Genomic DNA, 24,027 nt, shown 5'->3' on the forward strand with positions numbered 1-24,027 from the left:
TGACGGGGAGGGGGCGCTGACGGGGAGGTCGCTCCCGCTCGCGAGGGGGGCGCCGACTGCCCCCGTCACGCACGACGGGCCGTCACCGCCTCCCTGGGGAGCGCGGTGACGGCCCGTGCCGCTCTCCACCTGGGAGCGCGGTGGCGACCACTGCCGGGAACGGTCCATGCCGGGAACGGTCCGTCCGGAACGGTCCGTCGGCGTCAGGTCCGGCGGGCCCGCGCCGTCGTCTTCTTGGCGGCGGTCTTCTTCGCGGCAGCCTTCTTGGCGGGAGCCTGCTTCGCCGCGGTCTTCTTGGCCACCGGGTTCTTGGCGGAGGCCCCCGCCGGCGCGGCATCGCTGACGCGGTCGCCGAGGATCTCCCGCAGGAACTTGCCGGTGTGGCTGGCCGGGATCGACGCGACGCCCTCCGGGGTGCCTTCGGCGACGACCAGTCCGCCGCCGTTGCCGCCCTCGGGGCCCATGTCGACGACCCAGTCCGCGGTCTTGATCACATCGAGGTTGTGCTCGATGACGATCACCGTGTTGCCCTTGTCGACCAGGCCGGACAGCACATTGATCAGCTTGCTGATGTCGTCGAAGTGCAGACCGGTGGTCGGCTCGTCGAGGACATAGACCGTGCTGCCCGTGGAGCGCTTCTGGAGCTCACTGGCGAGCTTGACGCGCTGTGCCTCACCGCCGGAGAGCGTCGGCGCGGACTGCCCGAGCCGGACGTACCCGAGGCCGACCTCGTGGAGCGTCTTGAGGTGCCGGGCGATGGTCGGCACCGCCTCGAAGAAGCTCAGCGCCTCCTCGATGGGCATGTCCAGCACCTCGGCGATGGACTTGCCCTTGTAGTGGACCTCCAGTGTCTCCCGGTTGTAGCGCGCCCCGTGACAGACCTCGCACGGCACATAGACGTCCGGCAGGAAGTTCATCTCGATCTTGATGGTGCCGTCGCCGGAGCAGTTCTCGCAGCGGCCGCCCTTGACGTTGAAGGAGAAGCGCCCCGGCAGATAGCCGCGGACCTTGGCCTCCATCGTCTCCGCGAAGAGCTTGCGGACATGATCGAAGACGCCGGTGTAGGTCGCCGGGTTGGAACGCGGGGTGCGGCCGATCGGCGACTGGTCGACATGGACGACCTTGTCCACCAGGTCGTCACCGGCGACCCGGGTGTGCCGGCCCGGCACCGACTTGGCGCCGTTCAGCTCGCGCGCGAGGTGGGTGTAGAGGATGTCGTTGACCAGCGTCGACTTGCCGGAGCCCGAGACGCCGGTGACGGCGGTGAACACCCCGAGCGGGAAGGAGACGTCGATGTCGCGGAGGTTGTTCTCCTTCGCGCCGTGCACCGTCAGCCGCCGCGCCGGGTCGGCGGGCCGCCGGATGTCCGGGGTCGCGATGGCCTTCTTGCCGGACAGATACTGACCGGTGATCGACTCCTTGGTGGTCAGCAGCTGCTTCATCGGGCCGCTGTGCACGACCTTGCCGCCGTGCTCACCCGCGCCGGGGCCGATGTCCACGACCCAGTCCGCGACCTTGATGGTGTCCTCGTCGTGCTCGACGACGATCAGGGTGTTGCCCATGTCGCGCAGCCGCACCAGGGTCTCGATCAGCCGGTGGTTGTCGCGCTGGTGCAGGCCGATCGACGGCTCGTCGAGGACGTAGAGCACGCCCACCAGGCCGGAGCCGATCTGGGTGGCGAGGCGGATGCGCTGGGCCTCACCGCCGGAGAGGGTGCCGGCCGCGCGGTTCAGCGAGAGGTAGTCCAGGCCGACGTCGACCAGGAACTTCAGCCGCTCGTTGACCTCCTTGAGGACCCGCTCGGCGATCTTCTTCTCGCGCGCGTCGAGTGTCATCTCCCGCAGGAAGTCGGCACAGTCGCTGATCGACATGGCCGCGACCTCGGCGATCGACCTCTGCTGGACCGTGACGGCGAGGACGATCGGCTTGAGCCGGGTGCCCTCACAGGTCGGGCAGGGCACCTCGCGCATATAGCCCTCGAAGCGCTCCCGGCTGCTGTCGCTCTCCGCCTCGGAGTGCCGCCGCTTGACGAACGGCACGGCACCCTCGAAGGGGGTGGTGTAGGCCCGCTGGCGCCCGTACCGGTTGCGGTAGCGCACCTCGATCTGGGTCTTGTGGCCGTTCAGCAGGGCCTTCTTGGCGCGGGCCGGCAGCCCGGCCCAGGGGATGTCCGTACGGAATCCGAGGGCGTCCGCCAGCGCGCCGACCAGGCGGCCGAAGTACTCCTTGGTGTGGCCGTGCGACCAGGGGTGGATCGCTCCCTCGTCGAGGGAACGCTCCTCGTCGGGGATGATCAGCTCGGGGTCGACCTCCATGCGCGTACCGATGCCGGTGCAGTCCGGGCAGGCGCCGAAGGGCGAGTTGAAGGAGAAGGAGCGGGGCTCCAGCTCCTCGAACGAGAGGTCGTCGTAGGCGCAGTACAGATGCTCGGAATACATCCGCTCGCGCTGCGGGTCGTCCGCGTCGAGGTCGACGAAGTCGAGGATGACCATGCCGCCGGAGAGCCCGAGGGCGGTCTCGACGGAGTCGGTCAGCCGCCGCTTGGCGGACTCCTTGACCGTGAGGCGGTCGACGACCACCTCGATGGTGTGCTTCTCCTGCTTCTTCAGCTTCGGCGGCTCGGAAAGCTGGATCGTCTCCCCGTCGACCCGTGCCCGGCTGTAGCCCTTGGACTGGAGGTCGGAGAAGAGATCGACGAACTCGCCCTTGCGCTCGCGCACCAGCGGGGAGAGCACCTGGAAGCGGCTGCCCTCGGGGAGTTCGAGCACCTTGTCGACGATGGCCTGCGGCGATTGCCGGGCGATCGGCCGCCCGCACTCCGGACAGTGCGGCTTGCCGATACGGGCGAAGAGCAGGCGGAGGTAGTCGTAGACCTCCGTGATCGTGCCGACCGTCGAGCGCGGGTTGCGCGAGGTCGACTTCTGGTCGATCGACACCGCGGGGGACAGGCCCTCGATGAAGTCGACATCGGGCTTGTCCATCTGCCCGAGGAACTGCCGGGCATAGGAGGAGAGCGACTCGACATAACGCCGCTGCCCCTCGGCGAAGATCGTGTCGAAGGCGAGCGAGGACTTGCCCGACCCGGAGAGCCCCGTGAAGACGATGAGGGAGTCGCGGGGAAGGTCGAGCGAGACATTCTTGAGGTTGTGCTCGCGAGCGCCACGGACGATGAGACGGTCGGCCACGCCGGTCGGCACCTTTCTTGGAAGGGGGCGGGGGCCGCGGGCCCTGCGTCCGCCGCGCGGTGGGTGAGCAGAGGCGACGAAGCGGAGCGGAGCCCCCGCCCCAGGGTATGGGGCCCGCCGCGGCACTGTCTTTTGGATGCCACACACGAGCTTATAGCACGCCCATTCGATTTAGCGGGGCCGCAAGCCCTCTTCACCCGAACGTGTGGCGGCCGCACTCTCTTCCCGCCCTGCCCACACGCCCGTACGCTGCGGGAACTCGTCCCTCACGCGCCGCCGGGCAGCGCCCGCTCCAGCGCATCGAACGTCCGCCGCAGCACCTCCGCCTGCTCAACGGCCACCTCGTCCACCGGGTCACCCCCGAGTTGCCGGGCCACCGCGCCGGCACAGGCCGCCCGGACCCCGGCGACGATCAGGGCCGCGGCCAGCCGGGCGTCATGACCGGGCCGGTCGGCGTCGCCGCCCGCGGCCTCCGCGAGCAGCCCGGCGAGGGTGCCCTCCATCTCTTCGACCGCCTCGCGACCCCGCGCCCGCAGCGCAGGAGAGTCCAGCACCGTGCGCCAGAAGTGCTCGAACCCCTCCCCCACCATGGCCAGCGGATGCCGCTCCGCCAGCAGACCGAGCACCAGCGCGCGCAGCGCGGCGAGCGGCGACTCGTCCGCGCCGCGATCCCGGACGGCACGGATGATCAGCTCCCGCGCTTCGGGGATCCGGTCCAGGAAGAGATCCTCCTTGCGCGGGAAGTAATTGAAGACGGTCATGGTCGACACCTCGGCGGCGCGGGCCACCTCGGCGACCGTGACGTGGTCGAAGCCGCGCTCGATGAAGAGCAGCGTGGCTTCGCCGGAGATCCGCTGCCGGGTCCGCAGCTTCTTGCGTTCGCGCAGCGTCAGCTGCCCGTCCTCCCTGGTGAAGCCGGCCTCCCCCGGCCGACCACCGATCGCCCCCGGCCGGCCGCCGATCGCTCCCGGCCGGCCGCCGGCCTCTTCCCTGCCCGTCGTCCGTGCACCGCCGCGCCGCACCTCTTCCGCCATGGCCGGAATTCTAGCTAATTTTTAGTCGCAACAATTTTTTAGTCACTACACTCACGCCATGGAACATGACGCAGACGTAGTAGTGGCAGGGGGCGGCCCGGTGGGGCTGATGCTCGCCTGCGAACTCGCACTGGCCGGTGTCCCGGTGATCGTCCTGGAGCGGCTGACCGACGTGAGCACCACGATCAAGGCGGGGGCGATCAACTCCCCCAGCGCGGAGGCCTTCTACCGGCGCGGGATGCTGCCCGGCCTGGCCGAGGCCCAGCGCGCCGCGCTGGAGAAGTTCAGCGCTTTCGCGCGCGGGCGCCGGGCGGCCGGCGCCTCCACGGTGGCGCAGCCGCCGAAGTTCGCCGGGCATTTCGCCGGCATCATGCTGCGCGGCGACCTGCTGGACGCGTCCGACCCGGACTTCGACGGCCCCGGACCCGCCGGCGAGGTCGGTCTCGTACCGCAGGAGGAGCTGGAACGGCTGCTCAACGCCCGCGCCGCCGCACTCGGGGTGGACCTGCGCCGCGGGGTGACCCTGACCGGATTCGACGCCGGTGAGGACGGCGTGCGGGTGCACACCTCGGCCGGATCGCTGCGTACCGGCTGGCTGGTGGGCTGCGACGGCGGCCGCAGCACGGTCCGCCGGCTCGCCGGCTTCCCGTTCCCCGGCACGGCGCCGGAGATCACCGGCCGGCAGGCCCTGGTGGAGCTGACCGGCTCCGAGGCACTGGGCACCGGGTGGAACTGGACGGAGACCGGGACGTACGCCCACGGCCCGCTGCCCGGCCGGATCCTCACCGTGGAGTTCGACGGGCCGCCCGCGGACCGCGAATCCCCCGTCACCGCCGAGGAGTTGGAGGCCTCCTTGCGGAGGGTGTCCGGGGTGCCGGACGTGCGGATCCACAAGGTGCTCACGGCGACCCGGTTCACGGACAACGCGCGTCAGGTGCCCTCCTACCGCTCGGGGCGGGTGCTGCTGGCCGGTGACGCGGCGCACGTGCACTCGCCGTTCGGCGGCCAGGGACTGAACCTCGGCATCGGCGACGCGATGAACCTCGGCTGGAAGCTCGCCGCCACGGTGCGCGGCTGGGCGCCGGAGGGGCTGCTCGACACGTACACGGCCGAACGGCACCCCCTGGGCGCGTGGGTGCTGGAGTGGACCCGGGCCCAAGTGGCGCTGATGCGGCCGGAGCCGCACGCCCGGGCGCTGCGCGGGGTGATCGCCGAACTGGCCGGAACGGTCACCGCCACCACGTTCTTCGCCAAGAAGATCTCCGGCGTCCAGCAGCGCTACGACCTGCCCGGCGACCATCCGCTCACCGGCCGCAGCGCCCCGGACCTGGAGTTCTCCGACGGCACCCGGCTCGCGGACCATCTGCGGGGCGGTCAGGGGCTGTTGCTCGACCTCACCGGGGACGGCGGGGTGCACGAGCGCGCCACGGGGTACGGCGACCGGATACGACTGCTCACCGCCCACTGCCCCGGGCGGCCCGGTCCGGTCGGCCTTCTGGTACGGCCGGACGGCTGCACCGCCTGGGCCGCGGACTCCCCCGCCGGGCCGGACACCGGCGATGAGCTTTCGGCCGCGCTCCGGCGCTGGTTCGGCCTGCCGGACGCCATGGCGGCCTGACCGTCGCGGGCGGCGCCCGGCTGCCGGGCGCCGCCCGCGACGGTTGTCGCGCCCCCGCGTACGCCCCGATCGGCGCCGGCCGACTCCCGCCCGCGCCTCGACGGCGCTAGCGTCGGGCCATGACCCTCATCCTGCCCGACTTCCCGCACGATGTGGCAGCCGTCCGCGAAGCCACCGGCCGGCTCCTGGACTCGGTGCGCACGCTCGACGACGCGGCGATCGCCGAGCCGTCGCTGCTCGCCGGCTGGACCCGCGGCCATGTCCTGGCCCATCTGGCACGCAACGCGGACGCGCTGGGGAACCTCCTGACCTGGGCACGTACGGACGTCCGGACGCCGATGTACACCAGCGCCCAGGCCCGCGAGGACGACATCGAGCGGGGCGCCGCCCGCCCGCTGACGGCGCATCTGGCGGACCTGGAGGAGACCGCCGCACGCTTCGACGCGGCGATGGAGGCGCTGCCCGAGGCGCGCCGGGCCTTCGAGGTCGAGATGCGCAACGGCGTCGTCGAGCGGGCCGACCGGCTGCCGATGCGCCGGCTGACGGAGGTCGAACTGCACCATGTCGACCTCGGCATCGGCCACACCGTGGAACAGTTGTCGCCCGCGTTCATCGACAGCGAGCTGGCCTTTCTGTGCACGGTCAAGTTCGCCGGCCATCCGGATCTGCCCGCGCTGGAGCTGCGGGCCGATGAGGGCGGCCGGTGGCGCACCGGGCGGTGGGGCACCGCGCCGGGCGTCGAGGCCGCGCCCGTGGTGGTGACGGGCCCGGCGCACGCGCTGGCCGGCTGGCTCACCGGACGCGGTGACGGCAGCGCACTCGACAGCCATGGCTCCGGGCTGCCCGCCGTACCGCCGCTTTAGAGTGGTCCTATGGGCTACAGCGGAGCAGTGAAGGTCGGCGGACCGGCCGACGTGCACGAGCTGACCGACCTGATGATCTCGAAGGTCGCGGTCGGTCCGATGAACAACAACGCCTATGTGCTGCGGTGCCGGGCGACCGATGAGCAAATGCTGATCGACGCGGCCGCCGAACCGCACACGCTGCTCGCCCTGATCGGTGACAGCGGCATCTCCTCCGTGGTCACCACGCACCGGCACGGTGACCACTGGGGCGCGCTGCAGGAGGTGGTCGAGGCGACCGGCGCACGGACGTATGCGGGGCGGTACGACGCCGAGGGCATCCCCGTCCCCACGGACGTGCCGGTCGAGGACGGCGACACCCTCACCGTCGGCCGGGTCGAGCTGACCGCGCGTCATCTCGTCGGGCACACACCGGGCAGCATCGCGCTGGTCTACGACGACCCGCACGGCGCCCCTCATCTGTTCACCGGGGACTGCCTGTTCCCCGGCGGCGTCGGCAACACCTTCGGCAGCGCCGAGAACTTCGTCAGCCTGATCGACGATGTGGAGCGCAAGCTGTTCGACCGGCTGCCCGACGAGACCTGGGTCTATCCGGGCCACGGCAACGACACCACGCTCGGTGCGGAGCGGCCGCATCTCGCGCAGTGGCGCGAGCGCGGCTGGTAGGGACGACGGACGGCGCCCGGCTCGCTCCACGCGGAGCGGGCCGGGCGCCGTCTTGCCCACGGGGCCGGAAGCGGCCTCAGGCGTCGATGCTCTCCTTGGCCGCCGTCTCGGCCGCCGCCTGCTTCTTCGAGGCGCGCAGGCTGGTGATCGTGGTGACGATCAGCACGGCGCAGATGACGCCCAGCGAGACCGGGATGCTGATCTCCGGAACGGCCACCCCGGACTCGTGCAGCGCGTGCAGCACCAGCTTCACCCCGATGAACCCCAGGATGATCGACAGGCCGTACGAGAGGTGGACCAGCTTCTTCAGCAGTCCGCCGATCAGGAAGTACAGCTGCCGCAGACCCATCAGGGCAAAGGCGTTGGCGGTGAAGACGATGTACGGGTCCTGGGTGAGGCCGAAGATCGCCGGTATGGAGTCCAGCGCGAAGAGGACGTCGGTGGTGCCGATCGCCAGCATGACGATCAGCATCGGCGTCATCAGCCGCTTGCCGTTCTCGACGATGAACAGTTTGGTGCCGTGGTACTTGTCGGTCGAGGGGAAGCGCTTCTCGACCATCTTGAGGAAGCGGTTCTCCTCGAACTCCTCGTCCTCCTCCTCGGCGCGCGCCTCCTTGATGAGCTTCCACGCGGTCCAGATGAGGAACGCGCCGAAGAGGTAGAACACCCAGGAGAAGTTGGCGATGATCGCGGCGCCGGCGCCGATGAAGCCGGCCCGCAGCACCAGGGCTATCAGCACACCCACCATCAGCACCCGCTGCTGGTGGACCGCCGGGACCGCGAACTTCGCCATGATCAGCACGAAGACGAAGAGGTTGTCGACGCTCAGCGACTTCTCGGTGATGAAGCCCGCGAAGAACTCACCGGCCGGCGCGGATCCGCCGAACAACAGCAGCCCGAGTCCGAAGAGCGCGGCGAGCGCGATCCAGACGCCGGTCCAGATCCCGGCCTCCTTGAGGGAGACCTCGTGCGGTTTGCGGCCACCGATGAAGAAATCGGCGGCGATCAGGGCGCACAGACCAAGGATGGTCAGCACCCACAGGTTCAGGGAAACGTCCACTGCTCCTCCGGCAGAGTCGTACGGCACTTACAGCGTCGTCGCTGCCGGAGGTCTCTTCCGTCCCGTCCGCCCGAGGGGGCGGGACCGACGCCCCGGGATCTCGTCACACTCGCAATCCGTGATGACGGGTACGTCGCGTGGGAATACTCCCCTCCGCACAAAGAACAGTAAAGGAAACCCAAGGAATAGTAAAGAGAAGGGCAAAGCTGCTGGTCAGGGCGTTCGGCGAGCGGCCACGAGCTGCCCGAGCACCTGCCGCACCACCTGACTGCCCTCCGGGGCGAGCGGTGGTTCATACGTCCAGGCATGGCCGACCCAGGGGTCGGCGAGGTGGGCATCGGGGACCGGCGTGATCCGCAGCAGGGAGCGCCACAGCGGGTCCAGCACCGGGCCGTACTCCCTGGTCCGGGCGCGGTCGGCGACCATCAGGAGATGCACCCCGACGGCCGGCCCCTCGTCGACCAGATAGCGGAGCCGGGTGAGGGCACGGTCGTCGAAGCCGTGCGGGAAGTCGTGCACGATCAGCAGCTGCTCGGCGGTGTCGAGGTCCGGCGGCAGCGAGTCCGCGGCGCGGTGGCGGACGGCCATCTGCACCAGGTCGACCCGGCGCGTCAGCCCCTCCAGGACCGAGGCCACCCCCTGGGCGCCGGGCACCGGGAGGGCGGGCAGCGCACCGCTCTCCACCAGGGGTGCGAGCGCGGGCGCCGCGGTACCGGCCGGGTCGATGACCTGGACCGCGAAGTCGCCGGGTGGGTGGACGGCGAGCAGCCGGGCGGCGATCGCGACGGCCGTCTCCATGGCCAGCCGGCGGAGTTCGGCCTCGTCGGGCGGCCCGTCCGTGAGCGCGCTGCCCAACTCGCGCCGGGCGACCTCTCGCTCCGGGTCCGGGCCGCCGTGGACAGCGGAACCGGGCCCGCTGTCGATCCACAGCCCGCGCTCCAGAGGGAGCCGTACGAGCATGGGAATGCGCAGGTCCAGGACCTCCGGGAGGTGCAGATCGCCCAGGCGCAGCGCCATCGGCCGCTCCTGGGGCGGTTGGTAGCCGTGCCATACGGGGTTGTCCCAGCGGGCGAACGCCGGCGGCAGCGCGGGCTCCACGACCTGCGACTCGGCCACCAGCTGGCCGAGGTCGCGGTCGAGCGCGGCCCGGGCCCGGGTCACCAGGGTGGCGTGCCGGTCACGGGCGGTGGCACGGGCGGCATCGGCGGCCGTACCGAGGCGGTTGCGCGGGTCGGCCAGGGCCTCGTCGAGCTCCTGCTCCAGGCGGGACGCGGCGAAGCCGGCCGCGCTGCGGTACGCGGCCACCGAACGGGCCAGGTCCTCGAACATGCCCCAGACCTGGTTGTAGAGCCGCTCGTCCATGCTCCAGCCGGCGGCGTCACCGGCCACCGGCTGCGCGGGGCCGTCGGCCGCGGCGGGGACGGTGGGCGGCGCGCTCGGCGGGGCCGCGGGGGACGGAGCCGGGCCGGGCGGTGCGGGTGTGCTGCGGCGCCGGGGGTGCCGGTAGTCGACGGGGCCGGCGGCGGCCGGGGTGGGCGAAGCGGCACCGGTCCCGGCGGCGGCCGTCGGCTCCGCTGTGGGCCCGGGCCCGTGTGCGGCTCCGGTGCCGTGTGCCGAGGCTGCCGGGTCGTCAGATGCCTTGCGGGGCGCGGTGGACGGCCGGCCCCCGGTGGGCGGGGCGGCCCGGCCGGTCACGGGCCGCTCGGACCGGCCTGCCGCCACGGGGGCGGGCGCGGGGACCGCGCGGGCCTGCCCGAGGCCGACCGCCTGCTCGATCTCCGCGGCCAGCTCCGCCGCCTGCGGCAGCCCCTGGTCGTGCAGCATCGCCGGGAGGCCGCCGGCGTAACCCTGCCCCACGGCACGTACCTTCCAGGAGCCCTGCCTGCGGTAGAGCTCCACGGCGACGACGGCGGACTCGGCGTCCAGTCCGGTGAGGGTGTAGCGCGCGAGGGCGGTGCCGTCGAGGCCGGTCACCGCGACGGCGGGCGCGGCGGCCGCACCGAAGGTGGTCAGCGCACCGGTACCGCTGGGCAGCGCCAGCAGCACACTGACCCGGTGGACGGCCTCGGGCAGCGCGTCGAGGTCCACCGCGATGCGGTGCTCGGCGGCCGCCTGACGGGGAACCTCGATACCGGTGCGCCGGGGTGCGCCCGGATGCGCCACCGCCTCGACGCCGGAGAGCCTGCCCTGTGCGTCGCCGAGCGTGACCCCCGCGACGACGGGACCGTCCGCCGCCACCCGGATCTCCACCCGCGTCCGGTCCAGCAGATGGTTCTGCCCCCGGACCAGCTCGGCCGTCATCGGTGTTCCCCCTGGTTGTCGTGGCACGTCCCCGGGCCGGGCGGCGGGCCCGAGCGCCTTACGGCGGCGCGGCCCGGTGCGCGCTGCCGCGGTGTGGTGGCTACAGGTGCGGCAGGATCGCCGGCACGAGGTCCTGGAAGGTGCGGCCGACGGAAGGCTCACCGATGGCGGTCATCTGCCAGCCGCCGCCCACCCGGTGCACCTTGGACATGACCTGTGCGGTGTAGTCGCCACCGCCCGTGAGGGTGTAGCGGGCGAGCTCCTCGCCGGTGGTCTCGTCCACCAGGCGGCAGAAGGCGTCCTGCACCTCGGCGAAGGTCTGGCCGGTGAAGGAGTTGACGGTGAACACGATCTGGTCGATGTGCACCGGCACCCGCGCCAGGTCCACCAGGATCGCCTCGTCGTCACCGCCCTTGCCCGCACCGCCGACGAGATTGTCACCGGTGTGCCGGACCGCCCCGTCATCGCTGGTCAGGTGCTGGAAGAAGACGACATCTATGGGCTTCTTCTCGGCGAACAGCACCGCCGAGGCATCGAGGTCGATCTCGCTGGTCCGCCTCCCGAACAGCCCGCGGCGCGGCGCCGAGCGCCACCCCAGGCCCATCCGCACCGCGGTCAGGCTTCCGCCGTCGGACTTCTCCAGGCTGATGCCCTGCCCCTTGGACAAATTGACCGACACGCGCCGTCCCCTCTCTGTACTGTCCCGCCCAGCCTCTCCGGCGGCCCGTTCGACCCTATGCACGACGGCGTGCCGGAAGAGACTCTGGCTCGCCTTTTGTGGCGTTTCTGCAACACACCGGGAGGCGCTGGGCACACCCCGTTCACGTGGGGTGATGCCGCACCGCAGCGGATGCGGTCCCGTCCGGACGGACCGGCCGCGCACCGCCCGGTTCTCACTCCCCCTCAGCCGATACCGCCCCCCTACTTCACCCCGGCCTCCCTCATTTGCCGCAGCTCCTTCTTCAGTTCGCCGACCTCGTCGCGGAGCCTGGCGGCGACCTCGAACTGCAGCTCGGCCGCCGCGGCCCGCATCCGCTCCGTCATCTCCTCGATGAGCTCGGCCAGTTCGGCGGCGGGACGGTCCGTCGGCGCCGCCGCTGCCTTGCCGCCCTTGCCCTTCGCGCCGAGCGCCGGGACCGGTGCCTTGCCCTTGGCGTCCTTGGCCTCGGCGGCCTTGCGGTAGCCCGAGCCCAGCAGCTCCTGGGTGTCGATCTCCTCCCGGGCGATCGTGGCGACGATGTCGCCGATCTTCTTGCGGAGCGGCTGCGGGTCGATGCCGTTCGCCGTGTTGTACGCCAGCTGCTTCTCCCGGCGGCGGTTGGTCTCCTCGATGGCCTTCTCCATCGCCGCGGTGACCTTGTCGGCGTACATGTGCACCTGGCCGGAGACATTGCGCGCCGCACGTCCGATGGTCTGGATGAGCGCCGAACCGGACCGCAGGAAGCCCTCCTTGTCGGCGTCCAGAATGGCCACCAGGGAGACCTCGGGGAGGTCGAGGCCCTCGCGCAGCAGGTTGATGCCCACCAGGACGTCGTACTCACCCGATCGCAGCTCGCGCAGCAGCTCCACACGGCGCAGGGTGTCCACGTCGCTGTGCAGATAGCGGACCTGGATGCCGAGCTCCAGGAAGTAGTCGGTGAGGTCCTCGGCCATCTTCTTGGTGAGGGTGGTGACCAGGACCCGCTCGTCCTTCTCCGTGCGGACGCGGATCTCGTGCACCAGGTCGTCGATCTGTCCGTCGGTGGGCTTGACCACCACCTCCGGATCGACCAGGCCGGTCGGACGGATGATCTGCTCCACGAAGCCGTCCCCGCGGGCCAGCTCGTACGGGCCCGGGGTGGCGGACAGATACACCGTCTGTCCGATGCGTTCGAGGAACTCTTCCCACTTCAGCGGCCGGTTGTCCATGGCCGACGGCAGCCGGAAGCCGTGCTCGACGAGGGTGCGCTTGCGTGAGGCGTCGCCTTCATACATGGCGCCGATCTGCGGAACCGTGACATGCGACTCGTCGATGACCAGGAGGAAGTCCTCCGGGAAGTAGTCGATGAGGGTGTTGGGCGCGGAACCGGGCTCGCGGCCGTCCATGTGCATGGAGTAGTTCTCGATGCCCGAGCAGGAACCGATCTGACGCATCATCTCGATGTCGTAGGTGGTCCGCATCCGCAGCCGCTGGGCCTCCAGCAGCTTGCCCTGCTTCTCCAGCGTGGCCAGGCTGTCCGCCAGCTCGGCCTCGATCCCGGCGATGGCCCGCTCCATGCGCTCCGGCCCCGCGATGTAGTGGCTGGCCGGGAAGATGTACAGCTCCTGGTCGTCGCTGATCACCTCGCCGGTGAGCGGGTGGAGGGTGGACAGCGCCTCGATCTCGTCGCCGAACATCTCGATCCGCACGGCCAGCTCTTCGTAGACCGGGAAGATCTCGATGGTGTCGCCGCGCACCCGGAAGGTGCCGCGGGTGAAGGACACGTCGTTGCGGGTGTACTGGATGTCGACGAAGCGGCGCAGCAGCTGGTCGCGGTCGAATTCGTCGCCGACCTTCAGCGGCACCATCCGGTCGACGTACTCCTGCGGTGTACCGAGGCCGTAGATGCAGGACACCGAGGCGACCACGACGACATCACGCCGGGTGAGCAGCGAATTCGTGGCGGAGTGGCGCAGCCGTTCGACCTCCTCGTTGATGGAGGAGTCCTTCTCGATGTACGTATCGGACTGCGGGACGTACGCCTCGGGCTGGTAGTAGTCGTAGTAGGAGACGAAGTACTCGACGGCGTTGTTCGGCAGCAGTTCGCGGAATTCGTTGGCGAGCTGGGCCGCGAGGGTCTTGTTGGGCGCCAGGACGAGCGTCGGCCGCTGCAGCTTCTCGATCATCCACGCGGTGGTCGCCGACTTGCCGGTGCCTGTCGCACCCAGCAGGACGACGTCCTTTTCACCCCCGCGGATGCGCTGCTCCAGCTCGGCGATGGCCGTCGGCTGGTCGCCGCTGGGCTGGTAGGGGCTGACGACCTCGAAGGGCGCCACCGTGCGTTCGATCTTGGATACGGGCCGCATGGAATCCACCGTACGACCCCGCACTGACAACCGACGCGAAAAATGCTCTGACCTGCGCTTTTGTGGTGATCGAGGCCAGCGTGCCCGCGCGCCCGCGGCCCGCGCCCGCGACGTTCGACGGGCGCGGGGCAGCGGGGACGGCGGCGGACGGACGACCGGAGGGCCGCTCGGGTCAGTGCGGCGGCCGGCCGCGGAACGCCGCCGGGGCGGGGCGCCGGGCATCCGGCAGATTCCCCCTGGCCGGTCCCGGTCCGGCGCCGTGACCGCCGGGGCGCACACGCGAGCCGGCCGCGGCGGAGCCGGCCGGCGAGGCGTTCGGTCAAAACCGTTCAGATGCACGACGGGTGACGCATCATCGGTCAAGATGCGCGGATGCCGTGGCTCCGGCAAGTTGGACGGCGTCGGAGCGTACGTCTGTGGCACGGCTGATCCGGGCACCCTGCGACTGCGCGACGCTCCGGAACCGAACACCGGCCACTTCTCGTGCAGCGCCCCGCCACCGCACCACCGCCTCCCGCTACGGCCCGGCCGCGAGCCTCCGTCCGCCCGACCCCGGTTCACGTCACTCACGTCAGCTCACGTCCACGACGTCACGAGGAGTCCGTATGCGTATCCGCCCCGTCGCCGCCGTCGCCGCCGGTGCGCTCCTGGGTCCGTCCGCGCTCGTCCTCTCCCCGGCCGCCGCCCAGGCAGCACCGCACGGACAGCCTCCGGTGGCGGTCGCCCACCGCGGCGCCTCGTCGTACGCGCCCGAGAACACCCTCGCCTCGATCGACGCCGCCGCCCGGCTCGGGGTCGAGTGGGTCGAGAACGACGTCCAGCGCACCAAGGACGGCGAGCTGGTCATCCTCCATGACAGCTCGCTCGCCCGGACGACCAACGTCGAGCAGGTCTTCCCCGACCGCTCCCCGTGGAACGTGTCGGACTTCACGCTCCGCGAGATCGAGAAACTGGACGCGGGCAGCTGGTTCGGACGGAAGTTCAAAGGGGAGCGGGTGCCGACCCTGGAGGACTACATGGACGAGGTCGAGCACAACGACCAGAGCCTGCTGATGGAGCTGAAGTCGCCGGAGCTCTACCCCGGCATCGAGCGCCAGACCCTGAAGGAGCTCCGCAGCGAGGGCTGGCTGACCAGCTCGCACGTCAAGCACCGGCTGATCATCCAGAGCTTCAATGCCGACACCCTCAAGACCGTGCACACCCTGCGGCCGGACATCAGGACGGGGTTCCTCGGCAATCCGTCCGTCGCCGACCTCCCGAAGTTCGCCAAGTACTGCGACCAGATCAACCCCGTCCACACGGCGGTCACCCGCGACTACGTGACCGCCGTCCACGGGCTGAAGGGCCCGCACCGCCGGCCGCTGGACCTGTACACCTGGACCGTCGACGACCCGGCGACCGCGCTCAAGGTCGCCGGCCTGGGCGTCGACGGCATCATCACCAACAAGCCCGACGTGGTGCGGGACGTCGTGGAGGGCAGTGACGACTGAGTGCGGGAGCGGACCGGGGGCGGTCGTCTGCCCCCCGGCGCATTGTCAGTGGTGCGTCCTACCCTGAACAGGTGACGCACGCAGAGCAGGATTCCCCGTCGGCGACCGGGCCGGACGCAGCGCCGGAGCCGGCGACGGCCCGGCGCGACTGGGCCTGGACGCGGCTGGACACCCCCATCGGTCCGCTGCTGCTCGCCGCGACCCGCGAGGGCCTGGTCCAGGTCGTCTTCCATGCCGACGCGCGCACGGCCCGGCGCGCGCTGACCCGTCTGGAGCAGTTCTTCGGCGGGCCGCCGCTCAGCGGCATACCCCATCTGGCGTCGGCCGCCACCGAGCTGTCCGCCTACTTCGCCGGTCGACTGCGGACCTTCACCGTGCCGCTGGACTGGTCGCTGTCCTCCGGCTTCGCTGCCCAGGTGCTGCAGGTCCTGGCCACCGACGTCCCCTATGGCGGCGTCGTCGGCTATCAGGACCTCGCCGACCGGGTCGGGGAGCCGGGCGCCGCCCGCGCGGTGGGTGCCGCGATGGGCTCCAATCCGCTGCCGGTCGTCGTGCCCTGTCACCGTGTCGTCGCCAGTGACGGCGGGATCGGCGGCTTCGGCGGCGGTCTGGAGACCAAACGCCTGCTGCTGGCTCTGGAAGGTGTGCTGCCCGCCCCGCTCTTCTGATTCCGATGATTCCGACCGTCGTCCGTCCGCACCGTTTCCGGCTCCCACGAATGGCAGCGTCATGTCCCGTCAGATCGCTCTGCTCCGCGGCATCAACGTCGGCGGACACAACTCCTTCCCCAAGGCCAGGCAGCTGGAGCTGGCCGAGTCCCTGGGGCTGAAGGAGGTCTCGGTCCTGTTGCAGACCGGCAATATCGTCTTCGCCGACCCCGGCACGCCGCCGGAGGAGACGGCCCGGATGCTGCACGACCGGATCGCCGCCGACCTCGGGCTGACGGTGCCGGTCGTCGTCCGGACCCGTGACGAGCTGGCCGCCGCCGTCGCCGCGAATCCGTTCCCCGCGGCCGTGCCGGAGCCCAAGAGCCTGCATGTGACGTTCCTGTCCGCGGTGCCGGCCGACACCTCGCGGCTCGACGCGCTCCACCAGGCCGCGTTCGCGCCCGATCAGTACCGGCTGATCGGGCGCGAACTGTATCTGTGGTGCCCCGGCGGCATCGGCCGCTCCAAGCTCGCCGAGACCGTGGGCCGCGTCCGGCTCGGGGTGACGGCCACCGCCCGTAACTGGAACACCGTCACCAAGCTCTTGGCCCTGGCGGACGCCTGACGCCGCACGCGGCCGTCAGCGCCAGCCGTAGCGCTCGCGCAGCCGGTTGACGACGAGGTTGAAGCGTCCCCGGTCCAGTGCGCAGGCTTCGCGCCGCATCCCGGCCGGGTGCACCCGCAGGACCCGGTCCACGGCCACCCAGGAGTCGCGCCCCGCGCGGTCCCACGGGCCGGTGCCCAGGGGCACCCATTCCCGGTCGTTGTTGTGCCGCTTGCTGGACAGCTGCACGGCCAGCAGGGTTCCGGCCGCCTCACGGGCGACGACCAGCACCGGACGGTCCTTGCCGCGGCCGTCGTTCTCCTCGTAGGGCACCCAGGTCCACACGATCTCTCCGGGATCCGGGTCGCCGTCGGGGTCGGGCGCATAGGTCATGGTCACGGTGCCGACGGAGCGCGGCCGTGCCTCCACGGTCGCGGCCGGCCCGTGACTGCCGGGCAGCGCGGGGGACTCGTCGGGTGCATTGAATGAAGTCGTCACGGCTTCACGCTAACCGCCGTCCCGAACGCGCTGATCAGCGGCCCACGACCGGCGCTTCCTGAGCCGTTGTCAGTGGTCGGCCGTACGGTTTTTTCCAGCGGGGGACGGCCGTGGGGCCGCCCGGGGAGGGGGATCACCATGTCCGAGGGCACGACGTATCTGGAGCTGTCGCAAGAGGGCGGCGGCGCCCACAAGTTCTACGAGGTGACGGTGCGGGGCACAGTCGTCTCGGTGCCTGGATGGTGCGGCGGGACGAGCGCGCCGTCTACCACGGCCACCACCGCGGGGTGACCGCCTATCGCGCCGACGGCAGCGGGGAGTTGTGGCACACCCCGACCAACGGTGAGGTGCTGTTCGGCTGGCAGGAGGACGACGCGGTGTACGCCGGCACGAGTCGGCGCGTCGTCCAGCGGCTGGCGAAGGACGGCGGAACGCTGGAGGCCACTTACCGGTGCGACTCGGTGGTCTACTCCTGTGCCACCGCGCCCGGCGGCCGCTATGTCTTCGCCGGTGACTCGGCCTCTTCGGTGTACTGCTTCGCCGCCGACGGCACCCGCCTGTGGAAGCTGGGCACCGGCGGCGGATCGGCGCTGTCGATGCAGTATCTGGACGAGAAGCTGTACCTGGTCACCACCGACGGTTCCCTGGTGTGTGTGGACGCGAGTGACGCGGCCGTCGCCGCCGCCCGGTCGGGCACGGTGCCGGTCGCCCGGGATGTGAAGTCGGCCGCCGCGCTGCCCACGTACACCCCGTCGGCCTCGGTGCAGACGGTGGCCGCGGCCACCGCCTCGGGCGTCGTGGTCGAGTGCGTGCAGGAGAGGGGCCGGCTGTGGGTCCATGTCGTCTCCTCCGGCTACGACCCGTCCTGGAACGTGCAGTTCCCGCGTCATATACGCCGGGCCGGGGCGCGGTATGTCGTCGATGATCTGGCGGCGGCCTCGGGTGGCTTCTACCGCGTCCGCGGCGAGATACGGCAGCTCGTCTGAGTAACGGGCACCGGGGCCGGCCCGGGCGCTCAGAAAGGGCGGGCGCCCACGTCAGGCCGGGCGCCACGGAGGAGCCGGGTGCTCAGGACGCCCCGCTCCAGGCCGGACGGCGGGGATCGTCGGCCCGTACGACGATGTCCGCCGCCTCCTCGGGCCGGGTCTCGGCCTCGTAGCGCGCGAACGCGGGCAGCGTCCAGCGCTCGGCCTCCGGGGTGCGGCGGGCGAGCGCGGCCGGCGACAGCTTCAGATAGACCGAAAGATCGAAGGGGAACCAGTGACCGAGCAGCAGCGGACCGTGGAGCAACAGGACGCCGCCGGGCGGAAGCTCGACGTATCCGCTGCGGGTCGCCCGGTCCGCCACCGGATCCCACAGATCGGGGAGCACCCGCCCCGTGCCGCCCGGATCCAGCGGCTGGAACACCTCCCGCCACAGCGCCTGCCGGTCGAACCACTCGTCGTGGAAGGCGTCGGGGTCCTCCCGGCCGTATTCGAGCCGCAGCGAGGCGGGGCGCAGAAAGCCGAAGGCTCCGGCCTTGTGCACCGCCCGCCCCCGCACCCGCAGCGCCTCGGCGAGCCGGCCGGCCAGCTCGTCCGGGGCGGCTGCGGGTGCCCCGTCGACGGCCACCCGCAGCCAGGGGCTCCCGTCCTTCGACGGCATCGCGACGAGGCGCTCGGCGAGCGCGTCGGTGAGCCGTTCCCAGGTGATCGCTTCGAGCCGCACCCCGCCATTCTGCACGGGCGCGAGGCACGGGAGCGTCCCCTGTCAGCCCGGCTGCGGCGGGTTCGGCCCGGTGGTGAAGTGGGAGCCGGAGATGACGCCGGCCTGGATCACCGGACCGTGGTGCACCCCACCGTGGACGGTGTTGTGCACCTCCCGCACCTGTCCGCGCTCCGTCTCGGGAGCCACCTCGTCGAGCAGCGCGCGCAGTTCGGCCGCCGCGGCCGGGTCCTCACTCAGCAGCCGCCGCAGCCGCAGCTGCCAGAACGCGGTCACCCCGGCCGCCCCGCTCTCGTCGCCGTCCTGCCGGGCCGCCGCCAGATCGGCGCGGGAGACCTCCAGCTCGCCGGCGAGGACCTCCTCGTCGGCCGTGTCCCGCCGCCGGGCGAGGAAGGCCGCCATTCTGCCGCGGACCGCCGCCCAGCCGTCCGTCGCCATCTGCTGCACCAGCGTCGTCGCGCCCGCCGCGGCGAGCGCCGCCAACTCCGGTTCCATCAGACCTCCTTGAGTGCCGTCGGTCCGCCCTCGGGCGGCAGCTCCCGCCCGGATGACGCGGACCGGTTCCTGGGCGGGCCGGCGGCCCGGATCCGTGGTTCAGTCCTGGTCCGCGGACGGCCGTGCGGCTCCGTAGCGGCTGAGTACGGCCGCCGCCTCCTTCGTCGCCTCGATGACGCTCTCGGGGGCCACCGGCATGACGGACTTGAGCTTGAGGAGCAGGACCGCTCCCATGATGGAGCCGTCCCACATGATCGGCGCGGCACAGGAGTTCCACCCGGCCATGCACTCCTCGTACCCGAGGGCATGGCCGAGGTCGCGCACCTCCGCGAGCGACGCCACCAGCGCGTCGTTGTCCCGGTAGACACCCGGTCCCGCCTGGTCGGGTACGGGCTCGGCCAGCACCCGCTGCTGCAGCACCTCCGGCAGGTAGGCGAGGATCGTCCGCCCGGAGGCGCCGGTGCGCAGGGAACGCGTCACGGACAGCACATCGCGCGGCGTCATTCCCAGCTCCGCGAGGTCGGAGTCGCCGACAGCCATGTCGACGCACTGGCGCTGCGCACCGGAGAAGGGCGCCACCATGTAGAGGAACGCCAGCCCCTCATCGGTGGCGTTCCGCAGGTCGCGGAGCACCGTCTGGGCGCCGTCGAGGCGGTGGTCGAGCGCGGTGAAGGCGAGTTGGGCGGCCGAGGTCCGCAGCCGGTAGAGGCCGCGGTCCACCCGCTCGAAGATCCGCTGGTAGATACCGGACTGCAGGATGCGGTAGACGACGGAGTCGTCGAGGCCGGTGAACTCGGCGATCTCACCGGGTCCGTGGGCGGAGCCGCCGAGTTCGGCGAACGCCGTCTGGACGAGGAAGACCCGCTCGGCATGGCCGGATCCCGACGTCCGGGAGCCGGTGGACGACGCGCCCTTGGGTGCCTGGCGCGGCTTCTTGGTATGGCCCACGGTCCCCGCCTTGGCGGCGGGCCCCGGCACCTTGGCCTTGGTGCCCGACGCCTTGGCCTTGGTGCCCGAAGCGGAGTCGGGTGCGGCGGCCGAGGCCGGCGATCCCGAGGCTGTGGTGCTGTGGCCCATCGTGTGCTCTCTCCCCTGGCAATGGTCCGCGCCCGAAGGCGCACGGCTGTTCCGGTGCGAGCCGGTTCCCCCGTCGCCCACGGTTCCCGGCGGCCGGCCCCGGTGTGCACTCCCGCAGCCGTTCTGCCCGTCGGGCGCCCCGGGCTACCGGAATTATCGGGCGACGTCGAGGGCCAGTTTCCCGGTCGGGGTACGGGCGGCCAGGTCCCGGTGTGCCTGCGCCGCCTCACCGAGCCCGTAGAGGGCGCCGGTCAGCGGCCTGAGGCTGCCGTCGACGACCGCGTCGAACAGGGCCTGCATGGACGTCGGCAGCGCCGTACGGTCCGCGTACAGCTGCGGGAGCCAGAAGCCCGAGACGGTGATGCTCCGCTCCATCAGGTCCCGGGTCGGCACGCTCGCCAGGTCACCGCCGGCGAACCCGTACACGGCCAGCCGGCCGCGCGGGGCGACGGCGGCGAGGGTCCGCTCGAAGGTGACGCCGCCCGTCATCTCCAGCGCCGCCGCGACCGGGCCGCCGGCCGCGTCCAGGATGCGTTCGGTCAGGTCCTCGGCGGTCGAGTCGACCACCGCGTGGGCACCCAGCTCCTCGGCCAGCTTGCGCTTTTCCGGGGAGCCCGCGAGTCCGATGACCTTGGCCCCGGCGTGCGCGGCGAGCTGGACGGCCAGCGAACCGACACCCCCCGCCGCGGCCGGCACGACGACGGTCTCGCCCTTGGTGAGGCGCAGCGAGGTGAACAGCAGATGCCAGGCGCTGTTGCCCTGCAGCGCCAGCGCGACGGCCTGTTCGTCGCTGACGTCGTCGGGCACGTCCCAGGTGACCCGGCGGTGCAGCAGCGTCCGCTCCGCGTATCCTCCGCCGCGGCACAGCCCGACGACGCGCCGGCTGCCGTCCACCGTCCCCACGACCTCGTTGCCGGGTACGTACGGCAGCTCGACGGGCGCGAGGTAGGAGTCCCCCCGGACGTGCACATCGGCGTAGTTGACACCGGCCAGGGCGACGTCGACCAGCGAGTGGCCGCCGCGGGGCGCGGGCTCGGGAACGTCCTCGAGCCGCAGCACGTCCGGGCCGCCGAATTCTCGCATCACAATCGCGCGCACGACTCTCCCTCGGGTTCTCCAGTGCGGTGCCCGGACAGGGTAGGCAGGCCGGCCAAGTGCCCGCGGTTATCCGATCATTTCGCGCCAACCATGAGAGGCCTCCGCCACCGCCCCCCTTCTCCTGGTGAAATTTTTCGCCCTGCTTTCTCGCCACGCGAGAAAGCCCCGCAGCGATTTCCTCCCATTGCGCCACTTTGCATCGGATCTACGCTTCGGTATCCCCGGGGTGGCTGCCACGCGTCTCTCGTACACACGCGGCTGTCGGATGTGATCGCCGCAGCCTACGATCCCGAAAGGTGTCCGCCGTTGACCAGATGTGACGGCTGCGTCCCCCTGGGCCGAGCGCGTTCCGCGAAGAAGTTGTGCTCGCCCGCCCCACCCGGTGACACGGGCGGGTGGCGGAGGGGGTGGCCGTGCGCGGGGCAAGGCGGGCACGGCCTGAGGGGGAATCATGAAGGGGAAATCGGGGGGCGGCAGGCCGGCGTTCGCGTCGGCCTGCCGAGACCCTCAACGTGCACTACCGCTACCGCCGGCGCCTCTGCGCCTCCTGCGGACCGCATCCGCGTCCCTGCCGTTCTCGCTGACGGCTTCCTTCACGGCCGCCACCGACGCCGTCATCGCCGCCGCACGCCGGCGTTCCCGTCCGTATGCGGCACCGCCCTTCGTGGACGTGTCGCGCGCGGGCCGGGGAACCGTGCTCCGCCGCCGAGAAAGGGACTGCCCATGAACGCGTCGAGCTTTGCGAGCAGCAACGGGCTCCAGTTCACCCACCCCTACCTCGCCGTGGTGCTCGGCGGCGGCTTCACGGGCATGCTCGCCGCCGCCACGCTGTCCCGGCACGCCGACGTCATCGTCGTCGAGCGCGAGCCGCGGACTCCTGCGCTGCCCACGGACCTTCCGCAGGCCCGGCATGCCCAACTGCTGACGGGGGACGGCGCCCGGCTGGTCGAGGCGCTGCTGCCGGGCAGCGTCGACCAGTGGCTGGGCGAGGGGGCCCGCCGGATGCCGGTGCCGGCCGGGTTCGCGGACCGTTCCCCCAAGAGCTGGTTAGGCCGGCGACTGCACTCGCAGTATCTGCTGGCCTGCTCCCGCGATCTGCTCGACCGGGTCATCCACCGTCAGGTGCCCGGCCTGCCCGGAGTGAGCATCCTGGACGGCACCGAAGCGGCGGAGCTGACCGGCACCGCGGAACACATCACCGGGGTACGGGTCCGCGACACCACCGGCGGCGGTACGTACCGGCTCGATGCCGACCTCGTCATCGACGCCACGGGCCGCCATTCCACCACCCCCTCCCGGCTGGCCGCGCTGGGGCTGCCCACCGCCCCCGAGGACGTCTCGGACACCGGGATCGTCGCGGCGACCCGCATCTTCCGCGCCCCTGAGGGCACCGAGAACTGTCCGGTGCTCACCGACCGTTCCCCCCTCGCCCAGCCGGTCCCCGGTCCGTTCGCACCCCGGCGCGCGCTGCCCGGAAAGACGGCGACACTGGTCCCGATCGAGGGCGGCCGCTGGCTGGTCACGCTCACCGGCACCGGCGACGACCGGCCGTCCGAACACGCGGGCCGCTTCGTGCCGTTCGCCCGCCGCTGCAGCCCCCTCATCGGCGATCTCATCGCCGGCGCCGAGCCGCTGAGCGAGGTGCGGCTGACCCGCGACACGGCGGGCCGCCGGCGGCGCTATGAACAGCTGGCGTCCTGGCCCACGGGCTTCATCGTCCTGGGTGGCGCCGTGGTCTCGCTCGCCGCCGACTGCGGTCAGGGCCTGTCCCTGGCCGCCCACGGCGCCACCGCGCTGCGCCGGGTACTGCGCCGCCACGGGATGGACGATCCGGCGCTCGCCCAAAGGACGCAGCGGGCCATCGGCCGTCTCGTTCAGGAACCGTGGGCCCTGGCGGCCGGCGAGGCGCTCCCGTTCCCCGGCACCGGCCGCACCGCCGTCCGCCGTGCGTACGTCGATGTCGTCACGCCCGCCGCTCCTGCCGCCCCGTTCCTGCGGCCCTCCGCCGCGCTCGACTCGCTCCGGAGCACGGCACGGCGCCGCCCGGCGGCCGGCGGCTCCCCGGCCCGGCAGGCGGCACCGAGGCCGGCGACGGGGCCCTTGCCGACGACGCCCGGTCCCTCGTCGGCCGCCGGCTCCCGGCCCCCGACGTCGGCGGGTGCCGCATCACCCCTCCCGGCGCTGCCTGCCCCCACGCTCTCGGCGGTGCCGCCCGTCCCGGGGCAGCCCTCGTCCCCGTCCCGCCGCCCCGGCTCCGCGCCCGCCCCGGGACGATTCCCGCGCCGGCTCGGCTTCGCACCGACGGCGCTGCGCCGTTTCGGCGGGGCGAGCCGACGGAAGCCGGCCGAGGGCTGAGGCCGGGCCCGCGGGCCCGCTCGGTCCTCCGCCACGGCGGCCGACACCTCCGCTGCCATGAGCCGCCCGACACGGAACGGCACAGCACGGCACTGCCGGTGGCGGTGCGGCCGGCCGGCGTGGCGGGGCGGCCCACGCGGCGCGGACCGCGGGCTGCGTGCCGGGGCGTTCCGTCTTCACAGGTCAGGCATCACCCGCCGTTGCGGGCTGCCCGTCCTCCTCCGTCTGCCGGGATTGCGTGGGGAGCCCCCAGGAGGCGGTGGGCGAGGGCGAGCGGTGCCTGGGGG

General features: G+C 71.9%; 18 protein-coding genes and 1 pseudogene. 8 read left to right on the plus strand and 11 right to left on the minus strand.

What is annotated here, in order from left to right:
* Positions 1 to 203: 203 nt before the first annotated feature.
* Both uvrA and EST92_RS05650 read right to left on the minus strand, forming a co-directional pair.
* Positions 204 to 3,185 (minus strand): excinuclease ABC subunit UvrA, encoded by a 2,982-nt coding sequence (gene uvrA, locus EST92_RS05645; protein ID WP_129250297.1) that lies wholly within the window; start codon positions 3,183 to 3,185, stop codon positions 204 to 206.
* Positions 3,186 to 3,451: 266 nt separating this feature from the next.
* Positions 3,452 to 4,219, minus strand: coding sequence for a TetR/AcrR family transcriptional regulator (locus tag EST92_RS05650; RefSeq protein ID WP_129279821.1), 768 nt, complete (start codon positions 4,217 to 4,219; stop codon positions 3,452 to 3,454).
* A 58-nt stretch (positions 4,220 to 4,277) separates the two neighbouring features.
* On the opposite strand from EST92_RS05650, the gene EST92_RS05655 reads away from it, so the two are divergent.
* From EST92_RS05655 to EST92_RS05665, 3 genes are all read left to right on the plus strand, one after another.
* Positions 4,278 to 5,837 carry an FAD-dependent oxidoreductase gene (locus tag EST92_RS05655; protein ID WP_129279822.1) on the plus strand — a complete coding sequence of 520 codons (1,560 nt, stop codon included), beginning with the start codon at positions 4,278 to 4,280 and terminating at the stop codon, positions 5,835 to 5,837.
* A 119-nt stretch (positions 5,838 to 5,956) separates the two neighbouring features.
* The gene (locus EST92_RS05660) at positions 5,957 to 6,700 is read left to right on the plus strand and encodes a maleylpyruvate isomerase family mycothiol-dependent enzyme (RefSeq protein ID WP_174243932.1); all 744 of its coding nucleotides are present in this window, start codon (positions 5,957 to 5,959) and stop codon (positions 6,698 to 6,700) included.
* Positions 6,701 to 6,709: 9 nt separating this feature from the next.
* Positions 6,710 to 7,366 carry an MBL fold metallo-hydrolase gene (locus EST92_RS05665; RefSeq protein ID WP_129279823.1) on the plus strand — a complete coding sequence of 219 codons (657 nt, stop codon included), beginning with the start codon at positions 6,710 to 6,712 and terminating at the stop codon, positions 7,364 to 7,366.
* A gap of 76 nt (positions 7,367 to 7,442) precedes the next feature.
* On the opposite strand, the gene EST92_RS05670 is transcribed toward EST92_RS05665, so the two are convergent.
* The 4 genes from EST92_RS05670 to uvrB form a co-directional block, all read right to left on the minus strand.
* Complete coding sequence (locus tag EST92_RS05670) at positions 7,443 to 8,426, minus strand: TerC family protein (protein ID WP_129279824.1); 984 nt, start codon at positions 8,424 to 8,426, stop codon at positions 7,443 to 7,445.
* A gap of 213 nt (positions 8,427 to 8,639) precedes the next feature.
* Positions 8,640 to 10,727: a TerD family protein gene (locus EST92_RS05675; protein WP_129279825.1), complete on the minus strand. Its 2,088-nt coding sequence runs from the start codon at positions 10,725 to 10,727 to the stop codon at positions 8,640 to 8,642.
* Positions 10,728 to 10,827: 100 nt separating this feature from the next.
* On the minus strand, positions 10,828 to 11,406 hold the full coding sequence (locus EST92_RS05680; RefSeq protein ID WP_129250291.1) for a TerD family protein: 579 nt from the start codon (positions 11,404 to 11,406) through the stop codon (positions 10,828 to 10,830).
* A 242-nt stretch (positions 11,407 to 11,648) separates the two neighbouring features.
* Entirely contained in the window at positions 11,649 to 13,772 is a 2,124-nt protein-coding gene (gene uvrB, locus EST92_RS05685) for an excinuclease ABC subunit UvrB (RefSeq protein WP_129279826.1), read from the minus strand.
* 605 nt (positions 13,773 to 14,377) lie between these two features.
* Here uvrB and EST92_RS05690 point away from each other — a divergent pair.
* The 3 genes from EST92_RS05690 to EST92_RS05700 all read left to right on the plus strand — a co-directional run bounded on the left by EST92_RS05690 (position 14,378) and on the right by EST92_RS05700 (position 16,534).
* A complete protein-coding gene (locus EST92_RS05690; RefSeq protein WP_129279827.1) occupies positions 14,378 to 15,262 on the plus strand; it encodes a glycerophosphodiester phosphodiesterase family protein in 885 nt (294 codons plus the stop codon).
* 71 nt (positions 15,263 to 15,333) lie between these two features.
* The gene (locus EST92_RS05695; protein ID WP_129279828.1) at positions 15,334 to 15,930 is read left to right on the plus strand and encodes a methylated-DNA--[protein]-cysteine S-methyltransferase; all 597 of its coding nucleotides are present in this window, start codon (positions 15,334 to 15,336) and stop codon (positions 15,928 to 15,930) included.
* Positions 15,931 to 15,991: 61 nt separating this feature from the next.
* A complete protein-coding gene (locus EST92_RS05700) occupies positions 15,992 to 16,534 on the plus strand; it encodes a DUF1697 domain-containing protein (RefSeq protein WP_129279829.1) in 543 nt (180 codons plus the stop codon).
* 15 nt (positions 16,535 to 16,549) lie between these two features.
* Here EST92_RS05700 and EST92_RS05705 read toward each other — a convergent pair whose 3' ends face one another.
* A complete protein-coding gene (locus EST92_RS05705) occupies positions 16,550 to 17,011 on the minus strand; it encodes a type II toxin-antitoxin system PemK/MazF family toxin (RefSeq protein WP_174243933.1) in 462 nt (153 codons plus the stop codon).
* A gap of 233 nt (positions 17,012 to 17,244) precedes the next feature.
* Here EST92_RS05705 and EST92_RS05710 point away from each other — a divergent pair.
* Positions 17,245 to 17,997, plus strand: a pseudogene (locus EST92_RS05710) (PQQ-binding-like beta-propeller repeat protein); the annotation flags it as partial.
* A gap of 82 nt (positions 17,998 to 18,079) precedes the next feature.
* Here the strand turns inward: EST92_RS05710 and EST92_RS05715 are convergent.
* From EST92_RS05715 to EST92_RS05730, 4 genes are all read right to left on the minus strand, one after another.
* The gene (locus tag EST92_RS05715; RefSeq protein ID WP_129279830.1) at positions 18,080 to 18,718 is read right to left on the minus strand and encodes a uridine kinase; all 639 of its coding nucleotides are present in this window, start codon (positions 18,716 to 18,718) and stop codon (positions 18,080 to 18,082) included.
* Positions 18,719 to 18,760: 42 nt separating this feature from the next.
* The gene (locus EST92_RS05720) at positions 18,761 to 19,210 is read right to left on the minus strand and encodes a hypothetical protein (protein ID WP_129250283.1); all 450 of its coding nucleotides are present in this window, start codon (positions 19,208 to 19,210) and stop codon (positions 18,761 to 18,763) included.
* A 99-nt stretch (positions 19,211 to 19,309) separates the two neighbouring features.
* The gene (locus EST92_RS05725) at positions 19,310 to 20,287 is read right to left on the minus strand and encodes an IclR family transcriptional regulator C-terminal domain-containing protein (RefSeq protein WP_129279831.1); all 978 of its coding nucleotides are present in this window, start codon (positions 20,285 to 20,287) and stop codon (positions 19,310 to 19,312) included.
* A 153-nt stretch (positions 20,288 to 20,440) separates the two neighbouring features.
* Positions 20,441 to 21,385: a zinc-binding dehydrogenase gene (locus tag EST92_RS05730; protein WP_129279832.1), complete on the minus strand. Its 945-nt coding sequence runs from the start codon at positions 21,383 to 21,385 to the stop codon at positions 20,441 to 20,443.
* 723 nt (positions 21,386 to 22,108) lie between these two features.
* Between EST92_RS05730 and EST92_RS05735 the strand changes: the two genes are divergently transcribed.
* Entirely contained in the window at positions 22,109 to 23,740 is a 1,632-nt protein-coding gene (locus EST92_RS05735; RefSeq protein ID WP_129279833.1) for an FAD-dependent monooxygenase, read from the plus strand.
* Positions 23,741 to 24,027 lie beyond the last annotated feature (287 nt).

Origin of the sequence: Streptomyces sp. TM32 (assembly GCF_004122755.1) — a bacterium.
Taxonomy (GTDB): Bacteria; Actinomycetota; Actinomycetes; order Streptomycetales; family Streptomycetaceae; genus Streptomyces; species Streptomyces sioyaensis.

Coding starts and splice junctions, on each gene's coding strand:
- EST92_RS05650 (WP_129279821.1), bottom strand. CDS start 4,219: ATGGCGGAAGAGGTGCGGCGCGGCGGTGCACGGACGACGGGCAGGGAA.
- EST92_RS05675 (WP_129279825.1), bottom strand. CDS start 10,727: ATGACGGCCGAGCTGGTCCGGGGGCAGAACCATCTGCTGGACCGGACG.
- uvrB (WP_129279826.1), bottom strand. CDS start 13,772: ATGCGGCCCGTATCCAAGATCGAACGCACGGTGGCGCCCTTCGAGGTC.
- EST92_RS05690 (WP_129279827.1), top strand. CDS start 14,378: ATGCGTATCCGCCCCGTCGCCGCCGTCGCCGCCGGTGCGCTCCTGGGT.
- EST92_RS05720 (WP_129250283.1), bottom strand. CDS start 19,210: ATGGAACCGGAGTTGGCGGCGCTCGCCGCGGCGGGCGCGACGACGCTG.
- EST92_RS05660 (WP_174243932.1), top strand. CDS start 5,957: ATGACCCTCATCCTGCCCGACTTCCCGCACGATGTGGCAGCCGTCCGC.
- EST92_RS05735 (WP_129279833.1), top strand. CDS start 22,109: ATGAACGCGTCGAGCTTTGCGAGCAGCAACGGGCTCCAGTTCACCCAC.
- EST92_RS05665 (WP_129279823.1), top strand. CDS start 6,710: ATGGGCTACAGCGGAGCAGTGAAGGTCGGCGGACCGGCCGACGTGCAC.
- EST92_RS05655 (WP_129279822.1), top strand. CDS start 4,278: ATGGAACATGACGCAGACGTAGTAGTGGCAGGGGGCGGCCCGGTGGGG.
- EST92_RS05725 (WP_129279831.1), bottom strand. CDS start 20,287: ATGGGCCACAGCACCACAGCCTCGGGATCGCCGGCCTCGGCCGCCGCA.
- EST92_RS05700 (WP_129279829.1), top strand. CDS start 15,992: ATGTCCCGTCAGATCGCTCTGCTCCGCGGCATCAACGTCGGCGGACAC.